Origin of the sequence: Streptomyces sp. SKN60 (assembly GCF_026236535.1) — a bacterium.
GTDB lineage: Bacteria > Actinomycetota > Actinomycetes > Streptomycetales > Streptomycetaceae > Streptomyces.
Genome location: NZ_JAHTMW010000008.1, coordinates 288,920 through 308,512, shown reverse-complemented (window position 1 = coordinate 308,512; position 19,593 = coordinate 288,920). Strand labels below are relative to the sequence as shown.

At 75.2% G+C, this 19,593-nt stretch carries 5 protein-coding genes; all 5 read right to left on the bottom strand.

Features of this window, described 5'->3' with window-relative positions:
• Positions 1 to 10 precede the first annotated feature (10 nt).
• Positions 11 to 1,219 carry a cytochrome P450 gene (locus KV205_RS16140; protein ID WP_265865053.1) on the bottom strand — a complete coding sequence of 403 codons (1,209 nt, stop codon included), beginning with the start codon at positions 1,217 to 1,219 and terminating at the stop codon, positions 11 to 13.
• Positions 1,216 to 1,440 (bottom strand): MbtH family protein, encoded by a 225-nt coding sequence (locus KV205_RS16135; protein ID WP_265865052.1) that lies wholly within the window; start codon positions 1,438 to 1,440, stop codon positions 1,216 to 1,218. The genes KV205_RS16140 and KV205_RS16135 overlap by 4 nt, the downstream gene beginning before the upstream one ends.
• 29 nt (positions 1,441 to 1,469) lie before the next feature.
• Complete coding sequence (locus KV205_RS16130; protein ID WP_265865051.1) at positions 1,470 to 8,801, bottom strand: alpha/beta fold hydrolase; 7,332 nt, start codon at positions 8,799 to 8,801, stop codon at positions 1,470 to 1,472.
• 95 nt (positions 8,802 to 8,896) lie between these two features.
• Positions 8,897 to 13,129, bottom strand: a complete 4,233-nt coding sequence (locus tag KV205_RS16125) for a type I polyketide synthase (protein ID WP_265865050.1) — start codon at positions 13,127 to 13,129, stop codon at positions 8,897 to 8,899.
• A complete protein-coding gene (locus KV205_RS16120; protein ID WP_265865049.1) occupies positions 13,122 to 19,568 on the bottom strand; it encodes a non-ribosomal peptide synthetase in 6,447 nt (2,148 codons plus the stop codon). Before KV205_RS16120 ends, KV205_RS16125 begins: the two co-directional genes overlap by 8 nt.
• Positions 19,569 to 19,593 lie beyond the last annotated feature (25 nt).

Sequence of the window (19,593 nt, the reverse complement as noted above, 5' to 3'; positions counted from 1 at the left end):
GTCGGGGACGTCAGCGGGTGCTCGGGGTGAAGGCGACGGGGAGCCTGCTGACGCCGGTGAGGAAGTTGGACCGCGAGTAGGCGACGTCACCGGCCAGGCGGACGGTGCCCACCTGGTCGCGGATCTCCTCGAAGAGGATCCGCATCTCGATCCGGGCGAGCGCGCCGCCCAGGCAGAAGTGGGGTCCGAAGCCGTACGCCATGTGCTTGTTGGGCGTGCGCGCCAGGTCGAAGGCGTACGGGTCGTCGAACACCTCCTCGTCCCGGTTGGCCGCGCCGATCCACAGCGTGACGATGTCGCCCGCGGCGATCCGGGCGCCCCGGACGGTGGTGTCGGCGGTCGCGACGCGCGCGATGTGCAGCGCGGGCGAGGTCCAGCGGACGATCTCCTCCACGGCGCTGTCGATGACGTCGGGCCGCTCCTTGAGCAGCCGCCACTGGTCCGGGTGCTCGATCAGCGCGAGCAGGCCGCCGGCGCCGGAGAAGCGGGTGGTCTCGTCGCCGCCGATGATGAGGTTGTAGCAGTTGAGGAAGACCTCGACCTCGCTCAGCGGCCGTCCGTCGATCGCCCCGGTCGCCAGCATGCTGACGGCGTCGTCCCCCGGGTCCGCCCGGCGTTCGGGCACCAGCTTCGCGTAGTAGTTCATGATGTCGCTCTGCGCCCTGGCGGCCTCCATCGGCGTGCTCTCCGCGTCGAGCGCCGTCGAGGTGAGCTCCAGCATGCGCGCGCGGTCCTCGACGGGGACGGCGAGCAGTTCGCAGATCGCCTCCAGCGGGATGCGCGCCGCGATGTCCGCCACGAAGTCGCAGCCGCCGCGGGCCACGGCCTCGGCGACCAGCCGTCGCGCGACCACGCGGACGCTGTCGGCGATGCGCCGCATCGACCGTGCCGAGAAGCCGCCCTGGAGGATGCGGCGCAGGTCGCGGTGGTGCGGCGGGTCGGTGACGGCCAGCATCTGCCCGCCGGCGGGGTCGCCGCCGGCGAGCAGGGTGCCCAGGATGTTGCCGCGGGCCGAGCTGAAGGTGGTGGTGTCCTTGAACACCTCCATGATGTCCGCGTACCGGGACAGCACCCAGAACCCGGGGACGCCGGGCGTGGGTTCGTGCCAGCCGACCGGGCAGTCGTTCTGCAGCCGCCGCCACAGCCGGGGCTGGTTGTCCACCGCGTAGACGTCGGGATTCAGCAGGTCGACGCCGACGGGCGTCCTCGCGTCGCTCACCGGGCGCCGCCCGTCGCGTCCGCCGCGTGCAGCAGGCCGGCCGGGCGCAGGTCCGTCCAGTGCTCGGTGACGTAGTCGAGGCATTCCTGCCGGGTGCCCGCGTCCCGCCGGGTGTGCCAGCCCCGGGGGACGTCCAGCGCCGCCGGCCAGAGGCAGTGCTGCCCCTCGTCGTTGGCGAGCACGCGGTAGGTACCGTCCGGGTCGTCGAAGGGATTGGTCATGGTCTTCTCCTGTGGTGCTGCCGGGCGGGTCATCCGTTCGCCATCCGCTCTCCGACCGCCGCGGCGATCTCGGCCAGCGGCTTGGGGTGGATGATGCTGTTGTGGCCGTAGGGCATCGGGCGGTTGTCGATCCGGCCGGTGCTGAACCGCTGCCAGCTGCGCGTCACGGCGTCCGCGTCGCGGTCGTCCCCGTCCGCGTGGAAGAGGAGCAGATCGCCGTCGTACGGCCGGAGCTCGCCGGCGCGCAGCGTGACGTTGTTCGCCGCGATGGCGACGAGCGAGGTGATGCTCTCCTCCGTGAGGTTGCCGAGCGGGCTGCCCTCGCTGCGCAGGATCTCCAGTGCCCGGGTGCGGGTGAGCTCCTCGTCGACGGGGCCCTCGTATCCGGCGTCGGCGAGCAGCGCGCCGAGCATCTCCTTCTCGACGTTCAGGTCGTCGCCGAACTCCGGGTCGAGCTCCGGGTCGGCCGGCCAGGCGTCGATCATGGCGAGGACGCCGACCCGCTCGCCCTCGGCGGTCAGCCGGGTCGCCATGGCGTGGGCGATGACACCGCCGAAGGACCAGCCGAGGAAGTGGTACGGGCCGGTCGGCCGGATCTCGCGCACCTGCGCCAGATAGTCGTCGACCATCTCGTCAAGGGTGGTGGGCAGGGGCTCCGTGCCGTTCAGGCCGCGGGCCTGGATGCCGTAGACCGGGTGCCGGTCCGGCAGGCCGCCGAGCAGGCCGGAGTAGCACCAGCTGATGCCGCCGCCGGGGTGCAGGCAGAACAGCGGGGCGGCGTCGCCCTCGCGGCGCAGCGGCAGCACCACGGCCAGCGGGTCCTGGGCCGTCATCGGGTCGAGCTGCCGGGCCAGTCCGGCGATGGTGGGGTTCTCGAAGAGCGAGGCGATGGTCAGGTCCACGCCCAGCTCGGCGCGGAGCCGGCTGAGCAGCATGGCCGCGCGCAGCGAGTGCCCGCCGATGTCGAAGAAGTTGTCGTGGACGCCGACCTCCGCCAGGCCGAGCAGGTCGCACCAGATGGCGGCGATGAGCTGCTCTGCCTCGGTGTGCGGGCGGTCGTCCGCCGCGGCGGTCGCGGCACCGGTGCCGCCCGTCTCGGCGAGCCGCCGGCGGTCGACCTCTCCGCTCTCGGTGACGGGCAGCTCGGCCACCGTGGCGAACTCGCAGTCCGTACGGGTCCCGTAGCGGTCCGGCAGGCCGAGGGCACCACGGGCGTCGTCGGCGGATCCGGTGGACCCGGCGGTGCGGTAGCCGACCAGCCGGTGCAGGGGCGCGGTCGGGGTCAGCAGCCGGCCGGCCACCCAGGGCGCGGTGTGGTCGAGGCCGATCAGCAGCTGCGGGGTGCCGTGCCGCAGGGCGACGTCGAGGGAGGCGACGCCCTGTCCGGGGGCGAGGACGCGGTATCCGCGGGCCTCGGTCAGGGCCTTCAGCGCATATCCGCGGCTGAGGCCCAGCTCGTCCCACATGGTCCAGCCCAGGCTCTGGGCGCGCATGCCGTGCGCGGTGGACTGGTGGACGGCCAGCGCGTCCAGGAAGGCGTTGGCGGCGGCGTATCCGGAGACGTTGGCGCCGCCGAAGAAGCCGTTGACCGAGGAGTACGACAGGAAGCGCGCCCCCGGCCGGTCCTTCATCAGCCGGTGCAGGACGGCGGCGCCGAGCACCTTGGCCCGGGTGACCTCCGCCCAGTCTGCCTCCGAGGCCTCGGTCACCGGGGCCTCGTGGAAGTGGCCGGCGAGGTGCAGGACCGTGGCCGCCCGCGCCGAGAAGCGCTGCTCGGCGTCGTGGAGGGCCACGCGCACGGCGGCCTCGTCGGTGACGTCGGCGGCCGCGTAGTGCACCTCGCCCAGGGCGCGCAGCCGGCGCAGGGCGGCGATCCGCTCGGCGGTCCGCCCGCCGGCGGCGAGCGCCTCGTCCCAGCCGTCCTCGGAGGGCAGGGCGGTACGGCCGAGCAGCAGCAGCCGTACGCCATATGCGGAGAGCAGGTGGGCGGCGGTCTCGACGGCGAGGCCGCCCAGGCCTCCGCTGACGACGACGAGTTCGCCCCGGGTGAGCCCGACGGCCGCGGACGGGGCGGCGGGCAGCCGCTCGATACGACGCACCCAGCGCTCGCCGCCGCGCAGCACCTGCTCGGGCTCGTTGCCGGCGGCGTCCAGGAGCTCCAGGATCCGGTGCGCCAGGTCGGCGGGCTGCTGCGGCTCCACGTCGAGGTGGGTGGCGCGCAGCCAGTCGTACTCCTGGCCGGCGGACTTCACCACGCCGGCCGAGGCGCCCCGCTCGGGCATCACGCGGTCGCCCTCGCGCACCCACTGGCTGTGGGTGGCGACCACGGCCAGGGTCACCGGGCGGCCTTCGGGGTTGGCCCGGGCCACGGCGCCGGCGAGCTCGGCGACGGCCAGCGGCCCTTCGCGGTAGGCCGTGGCGAGCTCCTCCGTACCGGCGGGCAGCTCCTGGTACGGGGCGCAGCCGGCGAGGTGGACGACGCGGTCGACGGCGCCGTACGCCTCCCGGGCGTGTGCGGTGTCGGTGGTGCGGGCGGTGTCGGCGGGGAGGACGGTGCAGCGCTCGCCCCGGGCACGGAGCAGGCCGGCCAGGGCGTCCGCGAGGCCGTGCCCGTCGGCGACGAGCAGGGTGTGGCCGGTGGCCGGCGCGAGGGGCCGGGGGCCGGCCGCGGCCCGCCGCCACACGGGCCGGTGGAACCAGTTGGGCAGGGCGGTGCCGTCGTCCGTCACGGCTCCGGTGCCCCGCAGTTCGGCCGCGAACGCGCCGGCCTCGAACTCCTTGCGCAGCAGGCTGCGCTGGATCTTGCCGATCTCGGTCTTGGGGATGCGGTCCCGGGTGACGGGCACCAGATAGGAGGCGTTGACCCCGGCCTCGCGCAGCAGCTTGGCGCGGATGCGGGCGATGGCCTCGGCGTCGGCCACCCCGTCCTTGAGGCAGAAGAACAGGGCCAGTTCGTCCGTGGAGCTGTCGGCGGTGCGCACCGCGCAGGCCGCGGTGAAGGACCGCTCGACCTCGTCGAGCTCCTCGACGCACTCCTCCAGCTCGTGGCAGTGGAAGTTGTGGCCGTTGATGATGATGGCGTCCTTGGCCCGGCCGGTGATCGTCAGCCTGCCGTCCCACAGCACGGCGAGGTCGCCGGTCTCGAACCAGCCGTCCTCGGTGAACGACTCCGCGTTCTGCTCCGGGTTCAGGTGGTAGCCGGAGGTGACCGCCGGTCCCCTGACCTGGAGCCGGCCGGGCACCCCCTCGTGGACGACGGTGTCGTCCCCGTCGACGATCCGCATGGTGAACCCCGGGAAGGGGGCGCCGACTTGGACGAACTGGGCGTCGTCGGCGCAGGCCGCCGGGTCGAAGCGGTCGTCTACCTCGCCCGAGGACGTCTCCGACATGCCCCAGGCCGGACGCATGGCGGTGGCGGGCAGCCCGAGCGGGGCCAGCGCCTCCATGAAGCGCCGGGTGACCCGGGGGACGATGGCCTCGCCGCCGTTGATGACCACGCGCAGGGCGCTGAGGTCCCAGTCCTGCCCGGCGAGCTGGGCGGCGCGCTCGGCGATCAGGCCGAAGGCGAAGTTCGGGGCCCAGGTGGTCGTCACCCGGTGCTCGGCCATCTTCGCCGTCCAGCGCAGCGGATCGGCGAGCACCCACTGGGTGGGGGCCTGGATCTGCCGGCAGCCGACGAAGACGTCGCGGATGTGGGACATCACGATGCCGCCGACGTGGTCCAGCGGCATCCAGTTGAACGAGACGTCCCGGCAGGTCAGTTCGTAGACGTGCTGCGCTGCCGCCGTGCGGGTCAGCACGTTGCCGTGCCGCAGCTCGACCGCCTTGGGACGGCCGGTGCTGCCGGAGGTCAGCAGCAGGAGGACCAGGTCGTCCGCCTGGGAGTCGTGCCAGTCGTCGGCCCGGGGGCCGTCGCGCAGCTCGTCGAGCACGGCGAGCCGCGGCTCCGCCCAGCCGAGCCGGTCGCCGAGGCCGCGCAGCGGGCCCGCGAGCGTGCGGTCCGTGAGCAGCAGCGGACCCGAGAGCAGCGTCCAGGCGCCGGCGAGCTTGTTGGTGGCGGCCGTGTCCTCCGCGTAGGTGGGGGACACGGCGAGGGGCACGGCGACGAACCCGCCGAGGACACAGGCCCACAGGCCGGTCACGAAGTCGCGGTTGTCCGCGAGCTGGAGGATCACCTTGTCGCCGGGGCGCGCGCCGCGCGCGCGGAGCCCGCCCAGGACCCGGGACGCCTCGTCGCGCAGCTCGCCGTACGACTGGTGGTCCTCCGCCCCGTCGGGCGAGACGTACACGATGTCGCCGGAGGCGGGGTCGGCGGCCACCCGGCGCAGCACCTCGGCCAGGTTCACCGCACCGGGGTCGAGCGCGGGCCCGCCGCTGCTGATCGCCGGCACGTCCGAGTGCCGGGCCGGGGCCGGCTCGGCGGCGGTGTCGCGGGCGAGGGCCCGCGGATCGACGAAGTCGTCGTCGGCCGGCGCCGGGTCGCGCTCCGCGACCACCACGACCGCCGGAGCGCCCCGCTCGGCCAGCGCCTGCTCCCACGAGCCCGCCAACTGGGCGTCGAGGACCGGGAGTTCGCCCAGCGCGGTGGTGTCCACACCGCCGCCGGGGGTACGCGGCAGGGCCGTCACGAACACGACCGCGGCCAGAGCGGCGCCGCCGGGCAGCGCGGCACGCGCCGCCTGCGCGACGCGCTGCGCGGTCACCTGGCCACGGCGGACGGCGTAGCCGACCAGCTCGGTGTGCCCGGCGGCGGCACGGCGCTCGACGACCGCGGCCTCGGCGACCGCCGGCTCGGCCAGGATCGCCGCGGTCACCTCGGCGAGATCGACGGACACGCCGGACACGACGGCGGTGCCGGGGCGGCGGCCGAGGATCTCCAGCGTGCCGTCGGCGTCGATCCGGCCGGAGTCACCACCGGCGGCCGACGCCACCGGGTGGTCCCCGGCGACGGGGCGGGCCAGACCGGGACCGGCGCCGTGTACGTGGGCGGGGACGCCGACCGGGACGGGGGCTCCGTGCGCGTCGAGGACCCGGACCGGGCGGAGAGGCGTGAAGAGCAGGGCCGTGTCCGCCGGGGTCGCCTCGGCGACACCGACCGGGCCGGCCTGCGGGGTGGCGTACACCCAGCGCGCCGAGGAGCCGAAGCGGTCGTGGCAGTGGCGGAGCAGCGCGGGCGACGGCACGGAGGCCAGGCACAGCAGGGCCCGCGGGGAGCCGGCCGGCGTCTGTACGGCGGCCGGGCCGGCCAGGTCGGTCAGGTCGGAGTCCGCGGCGATCACCACGGTGGCCCCGTCGCCGGCCAGCAGGCTCGCCCCGTGGCAGACCGGGAGCAGCGCCTCCCACACGGCGCGCTCCTGGCCCCAGGCGGCGTGCCGCGCGACGGTGTCGGCGGTGGTCGGTTCGGCCAGTCCGGCCAGCCGGGCCAGCCGGTCGGCGAGCCCCGCGTGTTCGAGGACGTACGGGCCGCCCGGCACGTCGAGGAGGAGCGCGGGCGCGGAACCCGCGGGCGGTACGGGTGCCTGCGCCGCGTCCGGAAGACCCGCGTCGAGGTCCATGCCGTCCAGGTCCACGGCGGCGAGGCAGTCCGCCCAGTCGCCGGCCGCGCCTCGGGTGAGCAGCAGAGTGAGCCCCGTGCGGCGGGCCGAGCGGCGCAGCAGCGCGGGGTCGTCGGACGGGTTCAGGGGCACGCACACGCCGCCCGCCGCCAGGACCGCGAGGGTGCCCACCAGCTCGTCGACCGGGCCGGCGAGGTGCAGGCCGGTCCGGGTGCCCGGGGTGAGCCCGGTGTCGCGCAGCCGGGTCGCGAGGGCGCTCACGCGCGCGTCGAGTTCCGCGTAGGTCAGGGCGGCGCCGGGGGCCCGTACCGCAATCGCCCCGGGGCGGGCCGCCGCCTGGGCGGCGAAGAGCGCCGGCACGGTGGCGTCGGCGTCGAACCCGGCATCGAGTCCGGCACCGGCGGCCGCGTCCAGGACCCGGCGGTCGTCCTCCGTGAGGAGGGACAGCTCGCCGACGGTCCGGGACGGGTCCGCCAGCGCACCCTCGAACACCTTGGTGAGGTGCGCCGCCATGCGCTCCATGGTGACGCGGTCGAACAGGTCGGTGCTGTAGACGAAGGAGCCGCGCAGCCGGTGCGGGTCGTCCCAGCAGTGCACCTCCAGGTCGAAGCGGGCGGTGCCCTCCTCGACGGCGATGCGCTCCGCGCGTACGCCGTCGAGCTCGAATCCGCCGAGCTCGTAGTTCTGGAGCGCGAAGGTGACCTGGAACAGCGGGTTGGCGCCGATGCCGCGCTGCGGGGCGACGTCCTCCACGATCTTCTCGAACGGGATGTCGTCGTGCGCGTAGGCGCCCTGGCTCATCTCCCGTACGCGGCCCAGGAGTCGGGTGAAGGACGGATCGCCCGAGAGGTCCGCGCGCATCGGCAGGGTGTTGACGAAGGAGCCGATGAGCGGCTGGGTCTGGGCGTCGTCGCGCCCGGCCATCGGGGTGCCGAGGACGAAGTCGTCCTGCCCGGTGTAGCGGTGCAGCAGGGCGGAGACGCCGGCGAACAGCGCCATGTACAGGGTGACGCCCTGGGCCCGGCACATCTCCTTCAGCCGCGCGGTGAGCTGCTCGTCGAAGGCGAAGTCGAGGCGGGCGCCGGCGAACGAGCGGGTCTCGGGGCGCGGCCGGTCGGTCGCCAGCCGCAGCTCGGGCAGATCGCCGCTCAGTCGCGTACGCCAGTAGGCGAGGCCGTCCTCGAGCGCAGGGCCGCGCAGCTGCTCGGCCTGCCATTCCGCGTAGTCGCCGTACTGGATGTCCAGTTCCGGCAGTTGCGGGGCCTCGCCCGCGCGTCGGGCCCGGTAGGCCTCGGCGAGCTCCCGCAGGAAGATGCCCAGGGACCAGCCGTCGACGACGATGTGGTGCATCGACAGGACGAGCAGGTGATCGGCGGGCGCGGTGCGCACCAGGGCGGCGCGCAGCAGCGGGCCGTTCTCCAGGTCGAAGGGGGCCTGGATGAGCCCGGTCAGCTGCTCGCGCACCGCGGGGTCCTCGTGCGGGGCCGTGCGGTCGGCCGGGGAGCCGGCGGCCTCGTGCACGGGCAGCGCGATGTCCACCGCTTCGGCGACGACCTGGCGCAGCTCGCCCTCGTGCTCGCGGAACGTGGTGCGCAGCGCCTCGTGACGCCGTACGACGTCGTTCAGGGCCGACCGGAGGACGGCGGTGTCCAGTTCACCGGTGAGCCGGTGCACCATCGACACGTTGTAGAAGGCGCTGTGCGGGTTGAGGCGGTAGAAGAACCACAGTCCCTGCTGGGCGTAGGTGGCCGGGAACTCCAGGGCGTCGGCCGGCTCCGGCGTCTCGCTCGTCGTAGCTGACGGCATCGGTGTACTCCTTGGCGGCTAGCACCCGGCTCTGCGCCGGTGGATCAGGTCTGGGTGGGGATGTGAGTGGTGGGGGTGGTGGGGGCGGTGGGCGGTCAGCCAGTGCGCCGGCCTCGGCGTGCGCTGGGGGCGATCCGGGGGGCGGGGGCGGCGTCCGCGCCGCCGCGCAGCGCGTCGGCCTCGGCGGCCATCGTCGCGACGGTGAGCCGCTCCATGAGCTTCTTCACCCGTAGTTCGACGCCCAGTTCGTCGCTCAGCCGCTTGACGAGCCGCAGCGCGAGCAGGGACTCGCCGCCGAGGTCGAAGAAGTTGTCGTCGGCCCCGATGCCGTCGACGCGCAGGAGCTCCTCCCAGTGGCGGGCGACGACGCGTTCGGTGTCGGTCGACGGGGCGCGGTGGGCGACGCCGAGGGCGGGCCGCGGCTGCCGCGCCGGGCCGGTCTCCTCCGGCGCCGGCGCGGTCCCGGCCCCGGCCGCGGACCCGGCGCCACCACCGTCACCGTCACCGTCGGCGGCGGGGCGGCGGCCGACGACGAGGGCGTGCGGGATCAGCGACCGGTCGTCCCGCTCGTCGCTGAGGACCCGGACCTCGTCGAAGTCCTCCGAGACCAGCAGTTCGCGCCACCGGCCGGCCGGCAGGATCGGCGTGTGCCGGCGCAGGTCGTCCTCGAACGCCCACCACTGCGGGAGCAGCCCCACGGCCAGCTGGGACGCCCAGGGCATCCGTACGGTCTCCAGGGCGCACAGCCGGCCGCCGGGGGCCAGCAGCCGCCGGACGTGCCGGGTGGTCTCCCGCAGGTCGGCGGGGATGTGCAGCACGTTGAAGGCGAGCACCACGTCGAAGGCGCCGCCGAGCTCCTCGGGTTCCACGGCCTGCCCGATGTCCAGGACGCCGAAGGACATGAAGTCGATGCCCCGCCGTGCCGCCTCGCGCTCGGCCTCCAGGACGAAGGACCGGCCCAGGTCGGTGACGTGGTAGCGCACTCCGGGGATGCCCCGCAGGGCCTCGGCCACGGTCCAGGTCAGCCGGCCCCGCCCGGCGCCCGTCTCCAGGATCCGGAACGGGCGGCCGCCGGCCGCGCGCGCCAGCTCGACGACGTGCTCGGTCAGCAGCATGCGGTACAGGGCGAAGTCGCCCTGGTCCATGTGCGGTTCGAGGACGGAGGCGGTGAGGTCCGTGCGGCCGTCGGGGATCAGCACCGCGGTGCCGTCCGTGTCGCCGCGCACCACGTCCGCGCAGCCGGCCAGACAGGTGTCGAGCAGTTCCAGGTCCTTCGCGAGCGACGGGTGCGCCTCGGTGACGGACCTCGTGAGCCGCTCCTCCTCCGCGGCGTCGGCGTCGCCGCCGCCGGTGAACCGCAGCAGGTCGCCCTCGCGGGCCAGCACCCCCGACTCCTGGAGCAGGTGCAGCAGGGCGTCCGCGAGCTTGCGGTACGGGCCGGCCGGCCGGAGGCTGCGGACCAGGTCATCGGGGGCGTACGTACGGCCGGCCGTGGTGTCCACGCCCGCCGAGCGCAGGAACGCGGCGGCCCGCAGACCGGCGAGCCGGTCGAAGTCCTCGCGCAGCCGCGCCGGCACCGTGGTCACCCCGGTGCTCCGCCACAGCTCGCGTTCGGCCTCCGCGAGGTCGCGTACGGAAACGGCGGAAACAGCGGCAGCCGCAGCGGCGGCGGGGCGGACCTCGTCCAGCCAGTACCGCTTGCGCTCGAAGGGGTAGCCGGGCAGCGGGACCCGGCGGCCGCCGGCCCGCTCGTCCTCCCCCGTCAGCCGGGCGCCGAGCTGCCAGATCCGGCCGAGCGCGGTGAGCAGCATCTGCTGGTCGTGCTGTTCGGCGCGCGGGTGGCGCATGGTCTCCACGGTGGGCACGGCGTCGCCGAACCGCAGCTGGGCGCACCGGGTGAGGATCCGGCCCGGTCCGACCTCCACGAGGACGGGATCCGTGCCCGCCCGGAGTGCCGCGAGGCCGTCGGCGAAGCGCACGGTCCGGCGGGTGTGCCGCAGCCAGTAGTCGGGGCTGGTCGCCTCCGCGTCGGTGATCCAGGTGCCGGTGAGGTTGGAGACGAACGGGATGGCGGGCGGCCGCAGGGTGACCTTGGCGAGTTCGGCCGCGAAGTCGTCCAGGACGGAGTCGAGCAGCCAGGAGTGCACGGCGCTGGGGAAGTGGACCCGCTGGTACTCGACGCCGTCGGCGTCCCAGCGGGCTTCGAGGTCCCGGATGTCCTCCTCCGGCCCCGACACGGTGCACAGGGCGGGCGCGTTGACGGTGGCCAGGGAGAGCCGGTCGGTGAGGTACGCGTCCAGCTCGCGCTCGCCCAGCCGGACGCTGACCGCGACCCCGCCGGCCCGCTCCAGGAGCCACTGCCGCTTGGCGACCAGGGGCAGCATGTCCTCCAGGGACATCACCCCGGCCAGGCAGGCGGCGGTGTACTCGCCGGCCGAGTGCCCGATGAGCGACTGCGGCCTGACGCCCCGGGAGATCAGCAGGGTGGCGAGGGCGTACTCGGTCGCGACGAGCCCGGGCAGCAGGCTCGACCGGGCGCCCTCCTCCCCGCGGTGCAGGACGGCTCGTACGTCGAAGCCCAGGACGGGCTCCAGGATGGCGGCGCAGCGGTCGAGCGCCTCGCGGAAGACCGGCTCGGTCTCGTACAGGCCGCGGCCCATGCCCTCGTACTGCGCGCCGCCGCCCGGGAACAGGAAGGCGACGGGCCGCTCGGCGGGGCCGTCGACGGGCGGCGCGGCGGGCCCGGGGGCGCCGAGCAGCGCCACCGCCTGGTCCCGGTCGCGGCAGACGGCGAAGCGGCGGTGCGGGAAGGTGCGGCGGCCCTGGCTCAGGGTGTGCGCCATGTCGCCGAGGTCGAGGCCGGGAGTACGGGCGAGGTGGTCGCCGAGCCGGGCGCCGAGGCGGTCGGCGGCCTCGGCGGACCGGGCCGACCAGGGCAGCAGGACCCAGCCCTCGCCGGTCTCGGGCGCCGCCGGGGCGGCGGGGGCGGCCGGGGCGGCGGGGGCCGCGGGGGGCTCTTCGAGGACGGCGTGGACGTTCGTCCCGCCGATGCCGAAGGAGCTCACGCCGGCCCGGCGCGGCGTCGGGCCGGCCGGCCACTCGGTGAGCCGGTCGTTGACATGGAAGGGCGAGGAGCCGAGGTCGATGAGCGGGTTGGGGGCGGTGTAGTGGAGCGTGGGCGGGATCTGGCCGTGCTCCACCACCAGGGCGGCCTTGATCAGGCCCACCACGCCGGCCGCGGCGTCGGTGTGCCCGATGTTGCTCTTGACCGAGCCCAGGGCGCAGAACCCGGTGCGCGTGGTGGTCTCCGCGAACGCCTGGGTGAGCGCGGTGACTTCGATCGGGTCGCCGACCGGGGTGCCCGTGCCGTGGGCCTCCACGTAGCCGATGGTGTCGGCGTCGACCTCGGCGGCCGCGTGGGCGGCGAGGATCACCTCGGCCTGGCCCAGCGGGCTGGGCGCGGTGAAGCCGACCTTGCGGCTGCCGTCGTTGTTGAGGGCGGTGCCCTTGATGACGGCCCGGACGCGGTCGCCGTCGGCCACCGCGTCGGTGAGCCGCTTGAGGACGACCACGGCCGTGGCGTCGCCGGGCACCATGCCCTCGGCCCGTGCGTCGAAGGCCCGGACGTGGCCGTCGGGCGAGAACGGGCCGTCGGGCGTGTAGCGGTAGCCCCGCCGGGCGGCCGGGTTGATGGACGAGCCGCCGGCGAGCGCCACGTCGCAGCGGTAGGACAGCAGGTCCTGGCAGGCGAGGTGGATCGCGGCCATCGAGGTGGAGCAGGCCGTCTGGACGGTGAGCGCGGGCCCGGTCAGGTTGAGCGCGTAGGCGACGCGGGTGGCGAAGACGCCGGGGTCGTTGCCCATCGACGCCGACCAGGCGCGCAGCGGCTCGGCCGACTCGTCCATGCGGGGGCGCACATGGTTCAGGTAGTACCGGCTCTGGCTGGCTCCGCCGTAGACGCCGATCACCCCGTCGAAGCGCTCGGGGTCGTGGCCCGACTGTTCGAGGGCGTGGTGGCAGACCTCCAGGAAGACGCGCTGCTGCGGGTCCATCAGCTCGGCGTCCTCGGCCCGCAGGCCGAAGAAGTCCGCGTCGAAGAGGTCGGCGTCGTCGATCGCCGCGGCCGCCCTGACGAGGTACGGGTCGCCGAGCGCGGCCGGGTCGCCGCCCGCGGCGAGGAACTCGGCGTCGCCGACCGGCCGGACGGACTCCGTGCCGGCCACCAGGCCGGCCCAGAACTCCGTCACGTCGCGGGCCCCCGGAAAGCGGCCCTCCATGGCGACGATGGCGATGTCGAGGTCCCGCACCGTCTGCGAGTCGTCAGCCATTGCGCTGCTTTCCCTTCCTGTCGGCGGCCCGGCGGGCCATGGCCTTGTGCTGGAGTCCGGCGCGCTGCCGGGCGCGGTCGGCGCCGCCGCGCCGGACCGCCGGTTCGCCGTGCTCCTCCGTGGCGCCGAGGTGTGCGGCGAGCGCGGCCACGGTGGGGTGGGCGAACAGGTCGACGACCGGGACCGGCCGCCCGAGCTCGTCGGCGAGCCGCTTCTGCAGGGCGATCAGGGTCAGCGAGTGGCCGCCGACGTCGAAGAAGTTGTCCTGGGCGCCGACCTGTTCCAGGCCCAGGACCGCGCACCACGCCGTGGCGATGCGGCGCTCAAGGCCTTCGCCGGGGGCGACGTACGCGGCCGCGCCCGTCGTCGTCCAGTTCACCGGGCGGGCGGCGAGGGCGATCCGGTCGATCTTCCCGGACTGGGTGAGGGGCAGCGCGTCCAGCGTGACGACGGCGGACGGGACCATGTAGTCGGGCAGCGACGCGGCCAGCCAGGTGCGCAGGTCGGTCGGTCCGGGGGCGCCGGGCGGCACCGTCACATAGGCCACCAGCCGCTGGTCGCCGGGCCGTTCCGTGCGGACCACGACCGCCGCCTGGGCGATGTCCTCACGGGCGCTCAGCGCCTCCTCGATCTCGCCGAGCTCCACCCGGAAGCCGCGGATCTTGACCTGGTCGTCGGCCCGGCCGAGGAATTCGAGCCGGCCGTCGGGGCGCCATCGGGCGAGGTCCCCGGTGCGGTACATCCGGGTGCCGGGGGGCCCGAACGGGTCGGCCACGAAGCGGGCCGCGGTGAGGTCGGGACGGCCCAGGTAGCCTCGGGCGGTGCCGGGGCCCGCCACGTACAGTTCGCCCGGCACGCCCGGCGGGACCAGCCGCAGACCGCGGTCCAGGACGTAGAGGCGGGTGTTCACCGAGGGCGGGCTGATCGGCAGTTCGCCGGTGACGTCCAGCGGGGGGCTGATCGCACAGGAGACCGTGATCTCCGTGGGTCCGTAGGAGTTGACCATGCGCCGGCCGCGCGACCACCGGGCGACCAGGTCGGCCGGGGTGGCCTCGCCGGCCACGACGATCGTGGTGGCCGCCGGCAGGCCGCCCGCCACGGGCAGCATCGCGAGCACCGACGGCGGCAGCGTCACATGGGTGATGTCGTGGGCGGCGGCGAGCTCGGAGAGCTCGGGGCCGGGCAGCAGCCGCCAGGCGGGGGCCAGGATCAGGGTGCCGCCGGTGAACAGCGCCATGGCGACGTCCCAGAAGGCCGCGTCGAAGCTCGCGGTGGCGAACTGCAGGACCCGGTTGTCCGGTCCGACGGCGCACCGCTCGATCTGGTTCGCGAGCAGGGCGGGGATGCCGGTGTGGCAGACCACCACGCCCTTGGGCCGCCCGGTGGAGCCCGAGGTGTAGATGACGTACGCGGGGTGCGCGGGCAGCAGCGGGGCGCGGCGCTCGCCGTCCGTCAGATCGGTGGCGGGCAGCTCCGCGACGCGGGCCGCGGTTCCCGGGTCGTCCAGGAGGACGGGGGTGACCGAGCCGGGGAGGGTGTGGGCGGCCTCGGTGGTGGTCAGCACCTGGGCCGGCCGGGCATCCTCCAGCATGTAGCGGATGCGGTCGGCGGGGTAGTCGGGGTCCACCGGGAGGTAGGCCGCGCCCGCCTTGAAGACGGCGAGCATGGCGACCACCATCTCCAGGGAGCGGGGCACCGCGAGGGCGACGACCTGCTCGGGGCCCACGCCCTGGGCGACGAGGTGGCGGGCCAGCCGGTTGGCCCGGGCGTTGAGCTCGGCGTAGGTCAGCCGGGCGCCCTCGAAGACGGCGGCGGTCTTGTCCGGGACCAGCGCCACCTGTGCCTCGAAGAGCTGGGAGGCGGTGGCGTCCGCGAGCTCGTGCCGCGGCCCCTGCCAGCCCTGGAGGAGGTCCTCACGCTCCTGGGCGGTGAGGATCTCCAGGAGGCCGATGGGGAGGTCCGGGGCGTCGGCCGCGGCTTCGAGGAGGAGGACGAGGCGGGCGAGGAGCCGCTCGGCCGTCTCGCGTTCGAAGAGGTCGCTGCTGTACGTGAGCGAGCAGTCGACGCCGCCGGGCGCCCGGTCCGGCCCGGTCGACTCGCCGAACACGAAGGACAGGTCGAACCGCGAGCTGTCGGTGTCGCAGGGCTCCACGCGGGCGGTGAGGCCGGGCAGGCCGGGGATGTCCCGGGCCGGTTCGCGCAGCGCCAGCATCACCTGGAAGAGCGGATGCCGGGCCAGCGACCGGGGCGGGTTGAGGACCTCCACCAGCCGGTCGAAGGGCAGGTCCTGGTGCTCGTAGGCGGCCAGGTCGGTGGTGCGGACCCGGTCGAGCAGCTCGTGGAAGGTCGGGGAGCCCGAGGTGTCGGTGCGCAGCACGAGGGTGTTGACGAAGCAGCCGACGAGGTCGTCGAGCGCCACGTCGCCGCGGCCCGCGACGGGGGTGCCGAGGGGGATGTCCTCGCCCGCGCCCAGGCGGGTGAGCAGGGCGGCGAGGCCGGCCTGGAGCACCATGAAGAGGGTGCAGCCGCGGTCCCGGCCCAGGCGGAGCAGCCGGCTGTGGAGGGCGGCGTCCACCTGGCCGTGCACGGTGCCGCCGCCGTAGCCGGCCGTGAGCGGGCGTGGCCGGTCGGCGGGCAGCGCGAGCTCCTCGGGCAGGCCGGCGAGCCGCTCGGTCCAGTGGGCGAGCTGCCGGGCCATCCGGCTGCCGGGGGCGCGCTCGTCGCCGAGCACCCGGCGCTGCCAGAGGCTGTAGTCGGCGTACTGCACGGGCAGCGCGGCCCGCCAGGCGGGTTCGCGGCCCTGGCAGCGGGCCGCGTAGGCGGTGGCCAGGTCCTCGGTGAGCGGGGTGACGGACCAGCCGTCGGCGACGATGTGGTGCAGCACCACCAGGAGCGTGTGCTCGGTGGGTCCGGTGCGGAACAGGACGGCGCGCAGCGGGAGTTCGGTCTCCAGCGCGAAGCCCTGGGCCAGGGCGGCACGGATCCGTTCCGGCCGCTCCTCGGGCCGGCAGGCGACGAGGGTCGTCTCGACGCGGCACTCCCCGGCGGGCCTGACGAGCTGGTACGGGACGCCCGCGGTCTGCGGGAAGAGCGTGCGCAGGCTCTCGTGCCGGGCGAGCACGTCGCCGAGCGCGCTGTCGAGCGCGTCCCGGTCGAGGGTGCCGGACAGCCGGATCGCGACGGGGACGTTGTACGTGGCGGAGAGGCCCTCGACCTGGTTGAGGAACCACAGCCTGCTCTGGGCGAAGGACAGCGGCACGGTCTCCGGGCGGGGCTCCCGCCGCAGCGCGGGCACGGCCGATTCCGCGTCGCCGAGGAGGGCGGCGATGCCCGTGACGCTCGGGTTCTCGAACAGCGCGCCGATGGCGAGCTCGACGCCGAGCTCGGTCCGGATGCGGCTGATCAGCTTGGCGGCGAGCAGCGAATGCCCGCCCAGGTCGAAGAAGTTGTCGCCCGCGCCGACCGCGGGCAGGCCGAGGATCTCGGCGAACAGCGCGCCGACGACCGCCTCCCGCGAGGTGTCCCCGGACGCCGGGGCGGCGGCCGGAGCGGGGGCCGCGGGCGCGGGCAGGGCCCGCCGGTCGAGCTTGCCGTTCGCGGTCAGCGGCAGCGCGTCGAGCAGTTCGACGGCGGACGGGACCATGTGGGCGGGCAGGATCCCCGCGGCGTGCCGGCGCAGCCCGGCGGGGTCGGGTCGCGGTCCGGCGGCCGGCACGGCGTACGCCACCAGGCGCCGGTCGCCGGGCCGGTCCTCGCGGACGACCACCGCGCACCGGTCGATGCCGGGGTGGCGTTCGAACGCGGCCTCGATCTCGCCGAGTTCGATGCGGAAGCCGCGGATCTTCACCTGGCTGTCGGCGCGCCCGAGGTAGCACAGGCTCCCGTCGTCGAGTACGCACGCCAGGTCGCCGGTGCGGTACATGCGGCTGCCCGGGGCGCCGAAGGGGTCGGCCACGAAGCGTTCGGCGGTCAGGCCGGGCCGCCCGAGGTAGCCGAGGGCCAGGCCCGGCCCTGCCACGTACATCTCGCCGGTGGCGCCTTCCGGCACCGGCCGCAGCTCGCGGTCGAGGACGTACACGTCGAGGTCGGGGATCGGCTCGCCGATCACGCTGCCCCGGGCGGCGCGCACCGTCTCGCGGTCGAGTGCGGCGTAGGTGACGTGCACGGTCGTCTCGGTGATGCCGTACATGTTGACCAGGCGCGGCGCGTCGTCGCCGTGGCGCGTGTACCAGTCCGCCAGGCGGTGGGTCTCCAGGGCCTCGCCGCCGAAGACGACGTAGCGCAGCGCCAGCCGCCCGGACAGGTCGGGGTGTTCCCGTTCGGCCGCGACGAGCTGGTAGAAGGCCGACGGGGTCTGGTTGAGGACGGTCACCCGTTCCCGGACGAGCAGCCGCAGGAAGTCGGCCGGGGAGCGGCTGGTGTCGAAGGGCACCACGACGAGCCGGCCGCCGTGCAGCAGCGGTCCCCAGATCTCCCACACGGAGAAGTCGAAGGCGTACGAGTGGAAGAGCGTCCACACGTCGTCGGCGCCGAAGCCGAACCAGTGGTCGGTCTGCTGGAAGAGGCGCAGGACGTTGTGGTGGGTGACGGCCACGCCCTTGGGCCGGCCGGTCGAGCCGGAGGTGTAGATGACGTAGGCCGGGCTCGCCGGTCCGGTGTCGGACCCGCGCTCGGCGACGGTCAGGTCGGTCTCGGGGAGTCCGTCCAGCTCGGCGGCGACCGCGGGGTCGTCCAGGAGCAGCGGGTCCACCACGCCCCGTACCCGGTCGGCGGCGCCGCTGTCGGTGAGCACCAGGGCCGGGGCGGCGTCCTCCAGCGTGAACCGCAGGCGGTCCGCGGGGTACTGCGGGTCGAGCGGCAGATAGCCGGCGCCCGTCTTGAGTACGGCGAGCAGCGCGGTCACCAGGTCCGCGCCGCGCGGCAGGGCCAGGGCGGCCAGCCGGCCGGGGCCCAGGCCCCGGCGCAGCAGCAGGCGCGCGAGGCGGTTGGCGCGGGCGTCGAGCTCCCGGTAGGTGAGCCGCGTCCCGTCGCTGGTCACCGCGGTGCGGTCGGGCGTGCGGGCCGCCTGGGCCTCGAACGCCTCGTGCAGGGTGGCGCCGCGCGGGGCGGCGGGGCGGGCCGGGCGGGCGGACCGGCGCACGGCCGTGGCGGGCACCGGGATCCGGGCGAGCGGGGTGTCGGGGTCCGCCTCGGCCAGGGCGGTGAGGAAGCCGGTGAACCGCCGGTGGTGGGCGGCCAGTTCGGGCTCGTCGTAGCGGCCGGGGTTGGCCTCGAAGGCGACGGTGAGGCCGCCGGTCGCCGGGTCGTCGCCGACGACGACGGACAGGTCGTCGATGGGTCCGGGCGCGACGGTGGCGACGGTCGCCCGGCCGCCGGCGAAGTCCAGCTCCCGGTCGTAGTACTTGATGTTGACCAGCGGGCCGGTGAGCTGCCGTCCGACCATGCCGAGGTCGCGCAGGACGTCCTCGCCGCGGTAGCGCTGGTGGCTCCGGAGCTCGCGCAGCCGATCGGCGGCCTGGTCGAGGAGGGCGGCGACGGTGGTGCCGCGCGGCACCGAGAGGCGCAGCGGCAGCACGTTGACGACGACGCCGGGGGTGATGGCGGCGGCGCCCCAGCGGCCGGCCACGGGGACGCCGAGCGTGATGTCCTCGGCCTGCGTCATGCGGTGCAGATAGCCGGCGAGGGCGGCGACCACGAGTGCGGCGCGGTCGGCCGCGCCCCGGTCGGTCCGCCGCGCGTCGAGGACCCGGGCCGGGCCCGTGGTGAGGGGGTCGACGGCGGGGCCGTCGAAGGGCCGGCGGGCCAGGGTGACGGCGTCCGAGGCGCCGGCCATCCGGTCGGCCCAGTAGGCGCGGTCGGCGCCGAAGCGCTCGGAGGCCCGGTAGGCGGCCTCGGCGCCGGCCAGGTCGTCGAGGGTGCCGAACCAGCGCGGGCGGGGCTCCGCGCCGGCCGCCTCGGCGGTGTAGATCTCGGCGGTGCGGGCGGCGAGCAGCTGGAAGCCGTACCCGTCCAGGAGGGTGTGGTGGCAGCGCAGGTACCAGCGGAACCGGTCCGGTCCGAGCACGAGCAGGGCGTTGCGGAAGAGCGGCCCGCGCAGCAGGTCGACGGCGGTGGCGGCGTCCTCGCGCATCCACCGGTCGGCCGCGGCGGCCGGGTCCGGCTCGGCGCTCAGGTCCACGACGTCGAGCAGCGGCCCGGCGAGCGGTGCCGGAGTCTGCCGGGGCTGCCCGTCGTGCACGGTGAACCGCACGGTGAGGGCGTCGGTCTCGGCCACCGCGCGTCGCAGCGCCCGCTCCAGGCGGGACGCGTCGGCGGGTGCGGCGACCTCGACGTACTGGGCGGTGTTGTAGGCCGCGTTGGCAGGGTCGACCTGCTGGGCGAACCACACACCGAGCTGGGCTCCGGTGAGCGGCCGGCGTGTCTCTTCCCGATCGCGCATGCTTGAGACTTTCTCCCGGCGAGGA